The sequence below is a fragment of the Tsukamurella paurometabola genome, from assembly GCF_900631615.1.
In the GTDB taxonomy this organism is placed as follows: Bacteria; Actinomycetota; Actinomycetes; order Mycobacteriales; family Mycobacteriaceae; genus Tsukamurella; species Tsukamurella paurometabola_A.
This window is the reverse complement of record NZ_LR131273.1, coordinates 791529-807687: the sequence shown is the minus strand read 5'-3', so window position 1 is coordinate 807687 and position 16159 is coordinate 791529. Positions and strand designations below refer to the sequence as shown.

12 protein-coding genes and 1 pseudogene are annotated in these 16159 nt (G+C 69.6%); 9 read left to right on the top strand and 4 right to left on the bottom strand.

Going from position 1 to position 16159, the window contains the following annotated elements; translation table 11 throughout:
- Positions 1-50: 50 nt before the first annotated feature.
- The 3 genes and pseudogenes from rpoB to ELY19_RS04165 all read left to right on the top strand — a co-directional run bounded on the left by rpoB (position 51) and on the right by ELY19_RS04165 (position 8411).
- Positions 51-3601, top strand: a pseudogene (gene rpoB / locus ELY19_RS04175) (DNA-directed RNA polymerase subunit beta).
- 30 nt (positions 3602-3631) lie between these two features.
- Positions 3632-7588 carry a DNA-directed RNA polymerase subunit beta' gene (locus ELY19_RS04170; RefSeq protein ID WP_126195083.1) on the top strand — a complete coding sequence of 1319 codons (3957 nt, stop codon included), beginning with the start codon at positions 3632-3634 and terminating at the stop codon, positions 7586-7588.
- Positions 7589-7988: 400 nt separating this feature from the next.
- The gene (locus ELY19_RS04165; protein ID WP_126195082.1) at positions 7989-8411 is read left to right on the top strand and encodes a DoxX family protein; all 423 of its coding nucleotides are present in this window, start codon (positions 7989-7991) and stop codon (positions 8409-8411) included.
- Between the two features lie 9 nt (positions 8412-8420).
- Here the strand turns inward: ELY19_RS04165 and ELY19_RS04160 are convergent, their stop codons facing one another.
- On the bottom strand, positions 8421-8795 hold the full coding sequence (locus tag ELY19_RS04160) for a YccF domain-containing protein (protein ID WP_126195081.1): 375 nt from the start codon (positions 8793-8795) through the stop codon (positions 8421-8423).
- A 34-nt stretch (positions 8796-8829) separates the two neighbouring features.
- Between ELY19_RS04160 and ELY19_RS04155 the strand changes: the two genes are divergently transcribed.
- Positions 8830-9165, top strand: coding sequence for a hypothetical protein (locus tag ELY19_RS04155; protein WP_126195080.1), 336 nt, complete (start codon positions 8830-8832; stop codon positions 9163-9165).
- Here ELY19_RS04155 and ELY19_RS04150 read toward each other — a convergent pair whose 3' ends face one another.
- Both ELY19_RS04150 and ELY19_RS04145 read right to left on the bottom strand, forming a co-directional pair.
- On the bottom strand, positions 9166-10017 hold the full coding sequence (locus tag ELY19_RS04150; RefSeq protein WP_126195079.1) for an amidohydrolase family protein: 852 nt from the start codon (positions 10015-10017) through the stop codon (positions 9166-9168).
- Positions 10014-10340: an L-rhamnose mutarotase gene (locus ELY19_RS04145; protein WP_197715980.1), complete on the bottom strand. Its 327-nt coding sequence runs from the start codon at positions 10338-10340 to the stop codon at positions 10014-10016. Before ELY19_RS04145 ends, ELY19_RS04150 begins: the two co-directional genes overlap by 4 nt.
- 187 nt (positions 10341-10527) lie before the next feature.
- On the opposite strand from ELY19_RS04145, the gene ELY19_RS04140 reads away from it, so the two are divergent.
- The 5 genes from ELY19_RS04140 to ELY19_RS04120 are packed head-to-tail and all read left to right on the top strand — an operon-like array spanning position 10528 to position 15184.
- Positions 10528-11379: a fumarylacetoacetate hydrolase family protein gene (locus ELY19_RS04140; RefSeq protein ID WP_126195078.1), complete on the top strand. Its 852-nt coding sequence runs from the start codon at positions 10528-10530 to the stop codon at positions 11377-11379.
- A gap of 1 nt (position 11380) precedes the next feature.
- Positions 11381-12688: an enolase C-terminal domain-like protein gene (locus ELY19_RS04135; RefSeq protein ID WP_126195077.1), complete on the top strand. Its 1308-nt coding sequence runs from the start codon at positions 11381-11383 to the stop codon at positions 12686-12688.
- The gene (locus ELY19_RS04130) at positions 12685-13446 is read left to right on the top strand and encodes an SDR family NAD(P)-dependent oxidoreductase (RefSeq protein WP_126195076.1); all 762 of its coding nucleotides are present in this window, start codon (positions 12685-12687) and stop codon (positions 13444-13446) included. Before ELY19_RS04135 ends, ELY19_RS04130 begins: the two co-directional genes overlap by 4 nt.
- A 2-nt stretch (positions 13447-13448) precedes the next feature.
- Entirely contained in the window at positions 13449-14435 is a 987-nt protein-coding gene (locus tag ELY19_RS04125) for an aldo/keto reductase (RefSeq protein WP_126195075.1), read from the top strand.
- Between the two features lie 35 nt (positions 14436-14470).
- Positions 14471-15184: a FadR/GntR family transcriptional regulator gene (locus ELY19_RS04120; protein WP_227967179.1), complete on the top strand. Its 714-nt coding sequence runs from the start codon at positions 14471-14473 to the stop codon at positions 15182-15184.
- Here ELY19_RS04120 and ELY19_RS04115 read toward each other — a convergent pair.
- Positions 15181-16098 (bottom strand): helix-turn-helix transcriptional regulator, encoded by a 918-nt coding sequence (locus ELY19_RS04115; RefSeq protein WP_126195074.1) that lies wholly within the window; start codon positions 16096-16098, stop codon positions 15181-15183. The genes ELY19_RS04120 and ELY19_RS04115 overlap by 4 nt on opposite strands.
- Positions 16099-16159: the final 61 nt, after the last annotated feature.

Sequence of the window (16159 nt, the reverse complement as noted above, 5' to 3'; positions counted from 1 at the left end):
TATTCGCCCTTCGTAGGGGCCGTACTCTGCGGGTTGCCGTCAGCACAGTTTTGGCAACGTTACTAGTCACAGCAGAGGACGCATCTTGGCAGTCTCCGTCTCCAGCCAGACTCAGAACGATCAGAACGACGCCGTGGTGCCCGGAGCGCCCAAGCGTGTGTCGTTCGCGAAGATCTCCGAGCCCCTTCCCGTGCCGGGCCTGCTCGACCTGCAGATCGACTCGTTCGAGTGGCTCGTCGGTACGCCCGCTTGGCGGGAGAAGGCCGCCGCGCGCGGCGAGGCACAGCCCACCGGCGGTCTGGAGGACATCCTCGCTGAGCTGTCGCCCATCGAGGACTTCTCGGGCTCGATGTCTCTCTCCTTCTCCGATCCGCGCTTCGACGAGGTCAAGGCCTCGATCGAGGAGTGCAAGGACAAGGACATGACGTACGCGGCGCCGCTGTTCGTCACCGCCGAGTTCATCAACAACAACACCGGCGAGATCAAGTCGCAGACCGTCTTCATGGGCGATTTCCCCATGATGACGGACAAGGGCACGTTCATCATCAACGGCACCGAGCGCGTCGTCGTCTCGCAGCTCGTCCGTAGCCCGGGCGTGTACTTCGACGAGACCATCGACAAGTCGACCGAGAAGCCGCTGCACAGCGTGAAGGTCATCCCGGCCCGCGGCGCGTGGCTCGAGTTCGACGTGGACAAGCGCGACACCGTCGGCGTCCGCATCGACCGCAAGCGTCGCCAGCCCGTCACCGTGCTGCTCAAGGCCCTCGGTTGGACCAGCGAGCAGATCCTCGAGCGCTTCGGCTTCTCGGAGATCATGCGGTCCACCCTGGAGAAGGACAACACCGCCGGCACCGACGAGGCGCTGCTCGACATCTACCGCAAGCTGCGCCCGGGCGAGCCGCCCACGAAGGAGTCGGCGCAGACCCTGCTGGAGAACCTGTTCTTCAAGGAGAAGCGCTACGACCTGGCCCGCGTCGGCCGGTACAAGCTGAACAAGAAGCTCGGTCTCCCGGCGAACTCCGACGGCACGCAGCCGCTGGTGCTCACCGAGGAGGACATCGTCGCGACGATCGAGTACCTCGTGCGCCTGCACGAGGCACCGTCGGAGCAGCTGACCTACATGACCGTCCCGGGCGGCGAGGAGGTGCCCGTCGAGGTCGACGACATCGACCACTTCGGCAACCGTCGCCTGCGCACCGTCGGCGAGCTGATCCAGAACCAGCTCCGCGTGGGCCTGTCCCGCATGGAGCGCGTCGTCCGCGAGCGCATGACCACGCAGGACGTCGAGGCGATCACCCCGCAGACCCTGATCAACATCCGCCCGGTCTCGGCGGCGATCAAGGAGTTCTTCGGCACCTCGCAGCTGTCGCAGTTCATGGACCAGAACAACCCGCTGTCGGGCCTGACGCACAAGCGTCGCCTCTCGGCGCTCGGCCCCGGCGGCCTGTCGCGTGAGCGCGCCGGCCTCGAGGTCCGCGACGTCCACCCGTCGCACTACGGCCGCATGTGCCCGATCGAGACCCCTGAGGGCCCCAACATCGGCCTGATCGGTTCGCTGTCGGTGTACGCGCGGGTCAACCCGTTCGGTTTCATCGAGACGCCGTACCGCAAGGTCGAGAACGGTCAGACCACCGACGAGATCGTCTACATGACGGCCGACGAGGAGGACCGCTACTACATCGCGCAGGCCAACGCGGCCACCGACGCGAACGGTCGCCTGACCGACGAGAAGGTGCTCGTGCGGAAGCGCGGCTCCGAGGTGGAGTTCGTCCCCGTCTCCGCCGTGGAGTACATGGACATCTCGCCGCGCCAGATGGTCTCGGTCGCGACCGCGATGATCCCGTTCCTCGAGCACGACGACGCCAACCGTGCCCTCATGGGCGCGAACATGCAGCGCCAGGCCGTGCCGCTGGTCCGTTCCGAGTCGCCGCTGGTCGGCACCGGTATGGAGCTGCGCGCCGCGGTCGACGCCGGTGACGTCGTCATCACCGAGAAGTCGGGCGTCGTGGAGGAGGTCTCGGCCGACTTCATCACGGTCATGGCCGACGAGGGCACGCGCAAGACCTACAAGCTGCGCAAGTTCGCGCGCAGCAACCAGGGCACCTGCGCCAACCAGCGTCCGATCGTGAACGCCGGCCAGCGGGTCGAGAGCGGCCAGGTCCTGGCCGACGGCCCCTGCACCGACAACGGTGAGATGGCGCTCGGCAAGAACCTGCTCGTGGCGATCATGCCGTGGGAGGGCCACAACTACGAGGACGCGATCATCCTCTCGCAGCGCCTGGTGGAGGAGGACGTGCTCACGTCCATCCACATCGAGGAGCACGAGATCGATGCCCGCGACACGAAGCTGGGCGCGGAGGAGATCACCCGGGACATCCCGAACGTCTCCGACGAGGTGCTGGCCGATCTCGACGAGCGCGGCATCATCCGCATCGGCGCCGAGGTCCGCGACGGCGACATCCTGGTCGGCAAGGTCACCCCGAAGGGCGAGACCGAGCTGACCCCGGAGGAGCGGCTGCTCCGCGCGATCTTCGGTGAGAAGGCGCGCGAGGTCCGCGACACCTCGCTCAAGGTGCCCCACGGCGAGACCGGCAAGGTCATCGGCGTCCGCGTCTTCTCGCGCGACGACGACGACGAGCTGGCCCCCGGCGTGAACGAGCTGGTCCGCGTGTACGTGGCCCAGAAGCGCAAGGTCCAGGACGGCGACAAGCTGGCCGGCCGCCACGGCAACAAGGGCGTCATCGGCAAGATCCTCCCCGCCGAGGACATGCCCTTCCTGCCCGACGGCACCCCGGTCGACATCATCCTGAACACGCACGGCGTGCCGCGTCGTATGAACATCGGCCAGATCCTGGAGACGCACCTCGGGTGGGTCGCCAAGACCGGCTGGGACGTGCGCGACGAGAACGGGAACATCCCCGAGTGGGCGGCGCAGCTGCCCGAGGAGATGTACAGCCAGCCGAAGGACACCAACACCGCCACCCCCGTCTTCGACGGTGCGCGGGACGAGGAGCTGGCCGGCCTGCTCGGCTCGACGCTCCCGAACCGCGACGGTGACGTGATGGTCCAGGCCGACGGCAAGGCGACCCTGTTCGACGGCCGCTCGGGCGAGCCCTTCCCGTACCCGGTGGCCATCGGCTACATGTACATCCTCAAGCTGCACCACCTGGTCGACGAGAAGATCCACGCCCGTTCGACCGGCCCGTACTCGATGATCACGCAGCAGCCGCTGGGTGGTAAGGCGCAGTTCGGTGGTCAGCGCTTCGGCGAGATGGAGTGCTGGGCCATGCAGGCCTACGGCGCCGCCTACACCCTGCAGGAGCTGCTCACCATCAAGTCGGACGACGTGGTCGGCCGCGTGAAGGTGTACGAGGCGATCGTCAAGGGCGAGAACATCCCCGAGCCCGGCATTCCCGAGTCGTTCAAGGTGCTCCTCAAGGAGCTCCAGTCGCTCTGCCTGAACGTGGAGGTGCTGTCGTCCGACGGTGCCGCCATCGAGATGGCGGACGGCGACGACGAGGATCTCGAGCGCGCTGCTGCCAACCTCGGCATCAACCTCTCGCGCAACGAGAACGCCTCCGCCGAAGACCTCGCCAACTAGTCCCCGCCAACCGAACGAATTAGGAGAGAAGTGCTCGACGTCAACTTCTTCGACGAACTGAAGATCGGTCTGGCGACCGCCGATGACATCCGTAACTGGAGCTACGGCGAGGTCAAGAAGCCCGAGACCATCAACTACCGCACGCTCAAGCCCGAGAAGGACGGCCTCTTCTGCGAGAAGATCTTCGGCCCGACCCGCGACTGGGAGTGCTACTGCGGTAAGTACAAGCGCGTCCGCTTCAAGGGCATCATCTGCGAGCGCTGCGGCGTCGAGGTCACTCGCGCCAAGGTGCGTCGTGAGCGGATGGGCCACATCGAGCTGGCCGCGCCCGTCACCCACATCTGGTACTTCAAGGGCGTCCCGTCGCGCCTCGGGTACCTGCTGGACCTGGCGCCCAAGGATCTCGAGAAGATCATCTACTTCGCCGCCTACGTGATCACGGAGGTCGACGAGGAGCAGCGCCACAACGAGCAGTCCACGCTCGAGGCCGAGATCGAGTCCGAGAAGAAGGTCATCGCCGACCAGCGCGACGTGGATCTCGAGAACCGCGCCAAGAAGCTGGAGGACGACCTGGCCGTCCTCGAGGCCGAGGGCGCCAAGGCCGACCAGCGCCGCAAGGTCAAGGACGGCGGCGAGCGCGAGATGCGGCAGATCCGCGACCGCGCGCAGCGTGCCATCGACGAGCTCGACGAGATCTGGTCGACCTTCGTCAAGCTGGCGCCGAAGGACATGATCGTCGACGAGAAGCTCTACCGTGAGCTGCAGGACCGCTACGGCGAGTACTTCAAGGGCGCGATGGGCGCCGAGGCGATCAAGAAGCTCATCGAGAACTTCGACATCGACGCCGAGGCCGAGTCGCTGCGCGAGACGATCCGTTCGGGCAAGGGACAGAAGAAGCTCCGGGCGCTGAAGCGACTCAAGGTCGTCGCGGCGTTCCAGCAGTCGGGCAACTCGCCGCTGGGCATGGTCCTCGACGCGGTGCCGGTGATCCCGCCGGAGCTGCGCCCGATGGTCCAGCTCGACGGTGGCCGGTTCGCCACGTCCGACCTGAACGACCTCTACCGTCGCGTGATCAACCGCAACAACCGCCTCAAGCGACTGATCGACCTCGGCGCGCCCGAGATCATCGTCAACAACGAGAAGCGGATGCTGCAGGAGTCCGTCGACGCGCTGTTCGACAACGGCCGCCGCGGCCGTCCGGTCACCGGACCGGGCAACCGCCCGCTGAAGTCGCTGTCGGATCTGCTCAAGGGCAAGCAGGGCCGGTTCCGCCAGAACCTGCTCGGCAAGCGCGTGGACTACTCGGGCCGTTCGGTCATCGTCGTGGGTCCGCAGCTCAAGCTGCACCAGTGCGGCCTGCCGAAGCTGATGGCGCTCGAGCTGTTCAAGCCGTTCGTGATGAAGCGCCTGGTGGATCTCAACCACGCGCAGAACATCAAGTCGGCCAAGCGCATGGTCGAGCGGCAGCGCCCGCAGGTGTGGGACGTCCTCGAAGAGGTCATCGCCGAGCACCCCGTGCTGCTCAACCGTGCGCCCACGCTGCACCGACTGGGCATCCAGGCGTTCGAGCCGCAGCTCGTCGAGGGCAAGGCGATCCAGCTGCACCCGCTCGTCTGTGAGGCCTTCAACGCCGACTTCGACGGTGACCAGATGGCCGTGCACCTGCCGCTGTCCGCGGAGGCGCAGGCCGAGGCCCGCATCCTGATGCTGTCCTCGAACAACATCCTGTCGCCGGCGTCGGGCCGTCCGCTCGCCATGCCCCGTCTGGACATGGTGACCGGCCTGTACCACCTGACGACCGAGAAGAAGGACGCCGTCGGGCACTACGAGCCCGCCGCGAAGGATCAGCCGGAGAAGGGCGTGTACTCGTCGCCGGCCGAGGCCATCATGGCGGTCGACCTGGGTGACCTGTCGATCCAGGCGCCGATCAAGGTGCGGCTCACGCAGCAGCGTCCGTCGGCCGAGATCGAGGCCGAGCAGTTCGACGGTGCGTGGGAGCGCGGTCAGGCCTGGACGGCCGAGACCACGCTGGGCCGCGTGCTGTTCAACGAGCTGCTCCCGGCGGACTACCCGTTCATCGACGAGCAGATGCCGAAGAAGCGTCAGGCCGTGATCATCAACGACCTGGCCGAGCGGTACCCGATGATCGTGGTCGCGCAGACCGTCGACAAGCTCAAGGACGCCGGCTTCTACTGGGCCACGCGGTCGGGTGTCACGGTCTCGATGTCCGACGTGCTCGTTCCGCCGAGCAAGAAGGAGATCCTCGACCGCTACGAGGAGCGCGCCGACGGCATCGAGCGCAAGTACGCCCGCGGTGCCCTCACCTCGGGTGAGCGGCGCGACGCGCTGGTGGAGATCTGGAAGCAGGCCACGGACGAGGTCGGTAAGGCGATCGACGACTTCTACCCGGCCGACAACCCGATCACGATGATCCCGAAGTCGGGTGCTACCGGCAACATGACCCAGGTGCGGAACCTGGCGGGCATGAAGGGTCTGGTGACGAACCCGAAGGGTGAGTTCATCCCGCGTCCGATCAAGTCCTCGTTCCGCGAGGGCCTGACGGTGCTGGAGTACTTCATCAACACCCACGGCGCGCGTAAGGGTCTGGCCGATACCGCTCTGCGTACCGCCGACTCGGGCTACCTGACCCGTCGTCTGGTCGACGTCTCGCAGGACGTCATCGTCCGCGAGACCGACTGCGGCACGAGCCGCGGCATCGTCGTCCCGCTGGCGGAGGTGCAGGCCGACGGCTCGCTCATCCGCGACGCGCACGTCGAGACCTCGGCCTACGCCCGTACCCTCGCCGAGGACGCGGTGGCCAAGGACGGCACCGTCGTCGTCGAGCGCGGTCACGACCTGGGCGACCCGCAGATCGAGGCGCTGCTCGAGGCCGGCATCGCCGAGGTGAAGGTGCGCTCCGTGCTCACCTGCACCACCGGCACCGGCGTCTGCGCCACCTGCTACGGCCGCTCGATGGCGACCGGCAAGCTCGTCGACATCGGCGAGGCCGTCGGTATCGTCGCCGCGCAGTCGATCGGTGAGCCCGGTACCCAGCTGACGATGCGTACCTTCCACCAGGGTGGCGTCGGTGACGACATCACCGGCGGTCTGCCGCGAGTCACCGAGCTGTTCGAGGCCCGTGTCCCCAAGGGCAAGGCCCCGATCGCCGAGGTCTCCGGCCGCATCCGCCTGGAGGACGACGACCGGTTCTACACGATCACCATCACGCCGGACGACGGCAGCGACGAGGTCGTGTACGACAAGATCAGCAAGCGCCAGCGTCTCCGCGTGTTCAAGCACGAGGACGGCAGCGAGCGCCTGCTGGCCGACGGTGACCACGTGCAGGTGGGCCAGCAGCTCCTCGAGGGCGCTGCCGATCCGCACGAGGTGCTGCGCGTCATGGGCCCGCGCCAGGTGCAGGTGCACCTGGTCAACGAGGTCCAGGAGGTGTACCGGTCGCAGGGTGTGTCGATCCACGACAAGCACATCGAGACGATCGTCCGGCAGATGCTGCGTCGCGTCACGATCATCGACTCGGGTTCGACGGAGTTCCTGCCCGGTTCGCTGACGGAGCGCTCGGAGTTCGAGGCGGAGAACCGTCGCGTCGTGGCCGAGGGCGGCGAGCCCGCGGCCGGCCGTCCGGTGCTCATGGGCATCACCAAGGCCTCGCTCGCGACCGACTCGTGGCTGTCGGCGGCCTCCTTCCAGGAGACCACCCGCGTGCTCACGGACGCCGCGATCAACACCCGCTCCGACAAGCTGGTGGGCCTCAAGGAGAACGTCATCATCGGTAAGCTCATCCCGGCCGGTACGGGCATCAACAAGTACCGGAACATCCAGGTGCAGCCGACCGAGGAGGCCCGCGCGGCCGCGTACTCGGTGCCGACGTTCGACGACCAGTACTACGGCCCGGAGGGTGCGTTCGGCGCCCCGTCCGGCGCTGCGGTGCCGCTCGACGACTACGGCTTCTCCGACGGTTACCGGTAAGCCCTGAACTCGGCCCCCGATCTGCGCAAGCAGGTCGGGGGCCGTTTTCATGTCCGACGGTGCGCCGGGCCGGGCGGCAATAGGCCCGCGACGCCGTCGACACACATCCCCTACGCTGCCGATTCTCTCGAGCGCTGCCGATCGTGCGGCCGGCGCTGCCGAAGTCCGCGAGCGCTGCCGGTACTCGGCAGCGCTCGTGGGCGTCGGCAGCGGGAATGCTTGGTGCGCCGTTCGCGGCGGTTGCGAGCGATGTCGGTGGCGTTGACCGGCGCCGCGCCGATTCCCCGCCGGACGCCACCCCCTTCACCACGACACGGCGCATTGACGCACCCGACCAGTCGTGTGTACGGTGTGAACATTACTGATGTTCACACCGTGAACACTGAGCCGAGGAGCTGTCATGACCGCCGCCACCGCCACGGATCCCACCGCCGAACCTCGCGCCGCCCGCTCGAAGTCCTGGATCGCGGGCATGGTCATCACCGTGCTGGTCTGGGCGTTCCTTGTCTTCGACGTCCTGGGCAAGCTGACGAAGCCGCAGGCGGTGATCGACGGCACCCTGAAGCTCGGCTTCCAGGAGAAGCACATCCTGGTCATCGGCGTCGTGCTGCTCGTCGGTGTCGTGTTGTGGACGATCCCGCGCACGGCGGTGATCGGCGCGATCTACCTCACCGGCTACCTCGGCGGCGCCGTCGCGATCAACCTCCGCGCCGAGCAGCCGATCGCCGGCTTCGTCCTCTCGGGCGTCTATGTGGGCGTGCTGATCTGGCTGGCGATGATCCTCCGACGCCCCGACCTGCGCCGCGCGATCCTCGGCCGCTGACCGGGACCGCTACGACGTGGGCACGATCTCCGAGCCCAGCGGCAGCAGCGACAGGCGGATCATCTTGAAGTTCGCGACGGCCATGGGGATGCCGATGATGGTCAGGCACAGCGCGATACCGGTCACGATGTGCCCGATCGCCAGCCAGATCCCCGCGACCAGCAACCAGATGATGTTGCCCAGCAGGGACGCGGCGCCGGCGCCGGGGCGATCCACGACGGTCCGCCCGAACGGCCACAGCGCGTAGTTGGCGATGCGGAACGAGGCCAGCCCGAAGGGGATCGTCACGATCAGGAGGCAGCAGATGATCCCTGCGACCGCGTAGCCCACGGCCATCCAGAACCCGCAGAACACCAGCCAGATGATGTTGAGGATCAGCTTCACCACCCCAGTATGCCGACGCGGCTACCGTGGTGGCATGAACCTGTTCCAGCGCTCCGCCAAGCTGTTCAACACCGCCTTCACGCCGTTGCTCTCGCTGCCGGTCATCGGACCCGCGCTGGGGAAGTCGATGGTCACGGTGAGTTACACCGGGCGCAAATCCGGCAAGCGGTTCTCCCTGCCGGTCGCGTACCGCCGCACGGGCGACGAGGTCGTCATCGGCGTCGCGATGCCGGAGCAGAAGCAGTGGTGGCGCAACTTCGCCGGCGAGGGCGCCGATCTCACGCTCCATTTCCCCGACGGTGACCGCACGGGCCGCGCCGTCGCCACGAGCGGGCCGGACGGCACCGTCGTCCGGGTCGCCCTCGCCTGATCAGGCTCCGAGCCGGTACACGCGTCGGGCGGTCCCGCCGAGCACGGCCTCGCGTTCGGTCGGCGACGCACCGTCGAGCAGGTCGACGGTGAGCGTGAGCACCTCGGTGTACGAGGCCTGCAGCAGGCAGACCGGCCAGTCGGAGCCGAACATGACCCGATCGGCGCCGAAGGACTCGAGCACGTGCCGTGCGTAGGGCTCGATGAGCTTCCTGCTCCACGGCCGGGGCGGGCACTCGGTGACCAGTCCCGACAGTTTGCAGGTGACGTTGGGGAGCGCGGCCATGTCCGTGATCCACGAGGCCCACGGCTCCCACTCGCCGGCGCCGATCGCGGGCTTCCCCGCGTGATCGATCACGAACGAGGTCCCGGGGGCGAGGCGCGCCGCTTCCAGGGCGGCGGGCCGTTGCGGCCCACGGACGAGGAGGTCGAAGGCGAGCCACCGGTCGGCGGCCGCGGCGAGCCCGCGGAGCACGGCCGGGCGCACGAGCCATCGCGGGTCCGGCTCGTCCTGTACCAGGTGACGCAGCCCGCGCAGCGTTCCGCCGCCGGGTGCGGCGGCCAGCTGGTCGAGCCGGGTGGCGCACCGGGAGGAGATCAGGTCCACCCACCCGACGACGGCGTCCGCGGGGCCGGAGGCCGCGAGCAGGTCGTGCGTCTCCGCGGAGGAGTTCAGCGCCTGGACCGCGACGGTCCTGGTGATCGGGCCGGCGACGGTACTCGCCGCCGTCCTGGCCGCGGCGAGGTCGGCGGGGGAGAAGTCGCGGCGGATGGCTTCGAGGCCGGGCGAGTCGAGCCAGCGGTGGTCGAGCCGCGCGCGGTCCCAGAGGTGGTGGTGGGCGTCGACGGTCATGCGGGGTCGAGGGGGAGGGCCCACACGAGGGGGATGCCGCGGTCGTCGCCGGAGTAGTCGTCGGGGACGTCGAGCAACTCCGCCATGCGGGCCTGCCAGGGCACGTTCGCGGGGTGGTCCGCGAGCCGCTTCCGCATGGCGCGGTAGTCGTCGACCTCGACGAGGTGGAAGAGCTCGCGCCCGTCGCGCCAGATCCGCCACGAACGGACCCCCGCCGCGCGGAGCGCGCCGTCGAGATCGGCGGGGATCGCGGCGTGCACCCGGTCGTACTCCGCCTCGGCTCCCGCCTTGAGGCGGGTGTGCAGGGCGATCGTCTCCGACACTATTCCTCCGATCACTTCTCGAACTCGTCCCACAGTCTAGGGTGGCTGTCCCTGTTGTGCAGCGTGTTGACCAACAGAGGTCCGATGTTTAGAGTCGGTGAGTGTGACTCATGACACGGCGTGAACCGCTGTGGCGGAGGTACCCGGGGCCGCTCCGGGTGGATCACTCTAGCGCGAGAGGACGTCGATGAGACTGCGACGAGTCGGAGAAGCGGGCGCGGAGCGGCCGATCGTGTCCCCGGGGGACGGGCGGTGGTACGACGCTTCCGCGGTGGTCTCCGACTACCACCCGGGCACAGTCGGCGACGCGCAGCGCCTGCTCGCGGAGGCCCTGCGCGCGGGGCGACTGCCGGCGTTCGATCCCGCGGGGCTCCGCGTCGGCGCTCCCGTCGCGCGGCCGGGCAAGGTCGTGTGCATCGGTGTGAACTACCTGGCTCACGCCGAGGAGACCCGGCACGAGAAGCCGGCCGAGCCCGTGATGTTCCTCAAGACGTCGGCGACGATCGTCGGCCCGTACGACGAGGTCCTGATCCCGCGGGGCTCCGTCGCCACCGACTACGAGGTGGAGCTGGCCGCCGTGATCGGCAGCACCGCACGCTATCTCGACGATGCGGAGCAGGGGCTCGCCTGCGTCGCCGGGTACACCGTCTCCGACGACGTCTCCGAGCGGGACTTCCAGATGAACCGCGGCGGCACGTGGGACAAGGGCAAGAACTGTGAGACCTTCAACCCGCTCGGCCCCGAGCTGGTCACCGCCGACGAGATCCCCGATCCGCAGCGGCTCGACATCCGGCTGTCGGTCAACGGCGAGATCCGGCAGCGAGCGAACACCGCGCAGATGATCTTCGGCGTCGGCGAGATCATCCGGTATCTCAGCCGGTTCATGGTTCTCGAGCCCGGTGACGTGGTGAACACCGGTACCCCGGCGGGCGTCGCCTTCGGGTACCCGGATCCGAAGCCCTACCTGCGCCGCGGCGATGTGATCGAGACGCACATCGAGCTGCTCGGCGGGCACCGATCCGTTCTCGGGGAGGCCTGAGATGTCCGGTGTCTTCACCGGGTTCCGCACCCTCGACGTGCGGTTCCCCACCTCCGCCGAACTCGACGGCTCGGATGCGATGAACGTCGATCCCGACTACTCGGCGGCCTACCTGATCCTGGAGACGGACGCGGGCGACGGGCTCGAGGGGCACGGCTTCGTCTTCACCATCGGCCGGGGCAACGACGTGCAGCGGGCCGCGATCGAGGCCCTCGCGCCGTACGTCCTCGGGCGCGACGTCGACGCGGTCCTCGCCGACCTCGGCGGAATGTGGCGCGAGCTGGTCTACGACGCCCAGCTGCGCTGGCTCGGGCCGGAGAAGGGCGTCATGCACATGGCGATCGGCGCGGTGGTCAACGCCCTGTGGGATCTGCGCGCCAAGCGGGCCGGACTGCCGCTGTGGCAGGTGCTCGCCGGGCTGAGCCCCCAGGAGATCGTGGATCTGGTCGACTTCCGGTACCTCACCGATGCCCTCACGCCCGACGAGGCCCTCGCCCTGCTCGAACGTGCGGCGCCGGGCCGGGCGGAGCGGGCCGCGGCGCTCCGGGCCGAGGGCTACCCGGCCTACACCACCTCGCCCGGCTGGCTCGGATACTCCGACGAGAAGCTGGTGCGGCTCGCGAAAGAAGCGGTCGCCGAGGGGTTCACGCAGATCAAGCTCAAGGTCGGCGCCGATATCGACGACGACGTCCGGCGCTTCGCGCTCGCGCGCTCGGCGGTCGGCGACGACGTGCGGATCGCCGTCGACGCGAACCAGCGGTGGGACGTCGACGACGCGGTCGCGGCGATCGACCGGCTCCGCGAGTTCGATCCGTGGTGGGTGGAGGAGCCGACCGCCCCCGACGACGTGCTCGCGCACGCGGCGATCCGGCGCCGGGCGACACCGGTCCGGATCGCCACGGGCGAACACGCCCACAGCCGGGTGCTGTTCAAGCAGCTCCTCCAGGCCGAGGCGCTCGACGTCCTGCAGCTCGACTCCACGCGCGTCGCGGGCGTCAACGAGAACATCGCGATCCTCCTGCTGGCGGCCAAGTTCGGGGTTCCGGTGTGCCCCCACGCGGGGGGAGTGGGACTGTGCGAGCTGGTGCAGCACCTCGCCATGTTCGACTTCGTGGCCGTCTCGGGAACGGTCGCCGACCGCACCATCGAGTACGTCGATCACCTCCACGAGCACTTCCTCGACCCGGTGCGCATCGAGAACGGCACCTACGCGGCGCCCGCCGCGCCCGGCTTCTCGGCGCAGATCCGGCCGGAGACGCTCGTGCGGTACGGCTTCCCGGACGGGGAGGCCTGGAAGGGAGCATCATGAGCAGCGCAGACGAATTCGCCGGATTCCGGGCCGTGGTGACGGGCGGCGCCTCGGGGATCGGGCGCCGGACGACGGAGGAGCTCATGGTGCGCGGAGCGGTCGTCGCCGTGCTCGACCTGCAGCCCGACGACGCCCCGACCGACTCCATGGGCATCGCGTGCGACGTCGCGGACGAGGAATCGGTCGCCGCGGCCGTCGCGACCGCCGCGGAGTACCTCGGCGGGATCGACGGCCTGGTGAACAATGCGGGGATCGGCGCGCAGGGCACCGTCGAATCGGGGACGCTCGACGATTGGCGGAAGGTGTTGGACGTGAACGTGCTCGGCACCGTGCGGGTGACCCGCGCGAGCCTGCCGCACCTGCGTCGGTCGCCCAATCCGGCCGTGGTCAACACCTGCTCGATCGCCGCGACGGCGGGCCTGCCCGGCCGCGCGTTGTACAGCGCCTCCAAGGGGGCGATCGAAGCGATGACCCGCGCGATGGCGGCCGACCATGTGCGCGAGGGCATCCGCGTCAACTGCGTCAACCCGGGCACCGTCGACACCCCCTGGGTGCGGCGCCTGCTGGACGCGGCCGCCGACCCCGAGGCGGAGGCCGAGTACCTGCGGCAGCGACAGCCCACCGGGCGACTGGTCACGGATGCCGAAGTGGCGGGGGCGATCTGCTACCTGCTCAGTCCTACCGCCTCCGCCACGACGGGCACTGCGCTGGCCGTCGACGGCGGCATGAGCGGCCTCCGCATGCCGCCCCCGAGGTGACCGTGGCGAACCTCGATCCCCTCGGTGGAACCCGCCCGGCGGCACGGCCGTTCGGCCGCGGCGGCCTGCGGGTGGCGCCGCTCGCCTTCGGTGCGGCGGCGATAGGGAACCTGTACACCGCCGTGGACGACGCGGAGGCGGTGGACGCCGTGCGCGCCGCGGCCGACGCGGGCGTCGACTACTTCGACACCGCCCCGCACTACGGCCTGGGACTGTCGGAACGCAGGCTCGGTGCTGCGCTGGCGGATCGACGGGGTGTGGTGCTCTCCACCAAGGTCGGCCGGATCCTGCGCCCCGCGCGCGTCTCCGCGGACGCCACGGACTCCGAGGGGTTCGCGGTCGCCGCGGACGTCGAGCGCGTGTGGGACTTCAGCCGCGACGGGGTGCTGCGCTCGCTCGAGGCCAGCCTGGAACGCCTGGGCCGCGACCGGATCGACGTCGTCTACGTCCACGATCCCGACGATCACGCGGCGGAGGCCTTGGACGGCGCGTTCCCGGCGCTGGACGAATTGCGCAGGCAGGGCGTCATCACGTCGTACGGCGCCGGAATGAACCAGTCGGCCATGCTCACCCGCTTCGTCCGGGAGACGGACCTCGACGTGGTCCTGGTCGCGGGGCGGTACACGATCCTCGACCGCAGCGCGGGCGAGGATCTGCTCCCGGCGTGCCTGGAGCGCGAGGTGTCCGTGGCGGCCGGCGGGGTCTTCAACTCCGGCATCACCGCCTCGACGGCACCGCGTCCGGGAGCGACCTACGACTACGCGCCCGCCGCACCCGACGTGCTCGACCGGGCGCGCCGGCTCGCGGCGGTGTGCCGCGAACACGGGACGACGCTGCCGCACGCCGCGGTGCACTTCCCCCTGCGCCACCCGGCGGTGCGGACGGTCCTGCTCGGCATGCGGTCCGCGGCCGAGGTCCGCGCCGACGCCGCCCTGCTGGCGGCACCTCCACCGGATGCTCTCTGGGCCGATCTCGAGGCGGCGTTGTGAGTCCCTCCGGGCCGGCGCGTCGGTACGATTGACCGATGTCGACCAACGAGGGTGCCGGGCGGATCTCGCGGACGGACGACGCGATCCTCAAGCTCAAGGCGATGATCACCGACGGGGAACTGCCCGCGGGGAGCCGCCTCCCGCGCGAGGCGGACCTCGCCGCGAGGCTCGGCCTGTCGCGCAACTCGTTGCGCGAAGCGATCCGCGCGCTCGCCATGCTGCGGATCCTGGACGTCCGGCAGGGCGACGGCACCTACGTGACGAGCCTCGAACCGACCCTGTTGCTCGACACGATGGGCTTCGTGGTCGACTTCCAGCAGGAGGACTCGGTGCTGCACTTCTTCGAGGTGCGCCGCATCCTGGAGCCGGCCGCCACGGCGATGGCGGCGGGGCGGATCACCCCGGAGAAGCTCGCGATCCTCGAGGAGACCCTGCCCCTCGGCGGCCCCGACGCGTCGATGGAGACCCTGGTGCAGCAGGACATCCTGTTCCACCAGACCATCGCCGAGGCGTCGGGCAATCCTGTACTGCGGGCACTCATCTCGGGCCTGTCGGCACCCACTCTGCGGGCCCGGATCTGGCGCGGCCTCGAGCAGGAGGACGCCCGCGCGCGGACCGCGGCCGAGCACCGTCAGATCTACGACGCCCTGGTCGCCGGGCAGGCGGACGTCGCGGAGGCCTGCGCGATCGTGCACATCGCCGGCGTCGAGAACTGGATCCGCCGCGCGATGGCCGAGGAGTCGTCCTAGGCGGTGCCGAGAGCCTCGGCGGCGTCGGCGAGGCGCGCGAGGAGAGCGGCGCGCACCGCGGGCGGCCCGAGCACCTCGACGTGCGGCAGTGCGCCCCACAGGGTCCAGACCGCGCGCCCGAGGTCGGTGAACCCGAGGGTGCCGGCACCGTCGGGCCCGGGCGGGGTGACGACCGTCCCGAACGAGCACAGCTTGGTCCAGCCGTACTCGTCGGCCCGCAGGTCGACCCGGACGCCGTCGTGCCCGGAGCGGAAGGACGCGCGGGACTCCTCGAACTCGGCCGCGAGGTCCACCTCGGCGGGCCGCCGGGCGGGCTCGGCCAGCACGGTGACGGCGGAGAACCGCGAGGTGCGGTAGGTGCGCCGGGAGCCGTCGCGCAGGGCCATGAGGTACCAGGCCTGCCCGGCGTGCACCAGGCCGACGGGATCGAGCACGCGCTCCGACGGTGCGCCTCCGCGCGCGGTGTAGGTGGCCCGCACCCGCAGCCCGTCGATGACGGCGCGCTGCAGCTCGCCGAGGTGCGGCTCCGGCTCGGGGACGCGGACGAATCCGTCGGGGCGCACGTGGATCCGTTGCGCGGCGGCCGCCGCTTCCCGACGGTGCGCCTCCGGCAGCGCCGCCGCCACCTTGCGCATGGCGCCCGCGAAGGCGGGGGAGTCGGGGGCGCCCGCGAGGAGCGCCTTCGCCTCGTCGAGGGTGAGGCCCGTGAGGTCGGTGCGGTAGCCGGGGAGCAGGCTGATGCCGCCGCCGCGGCCGCGGTCGGTGTAGACGGGGACGCCCGCGACCCCGAGCGCCTCGACGTCGCGGAGCACGGTCCGGGTGGAGACCTCGAGTTCCGCGGCGATCTGCGCGGCCGTCATGGTGCCGCGGTGGCGCAGCAGCATGAGGACGGACAGGAGACGGTCGGCGCGCATGGATCCGAGATTGCCAGACAAACATGACAGAAGGTGTCATGTTTGGCCGGTTGAATCGCTT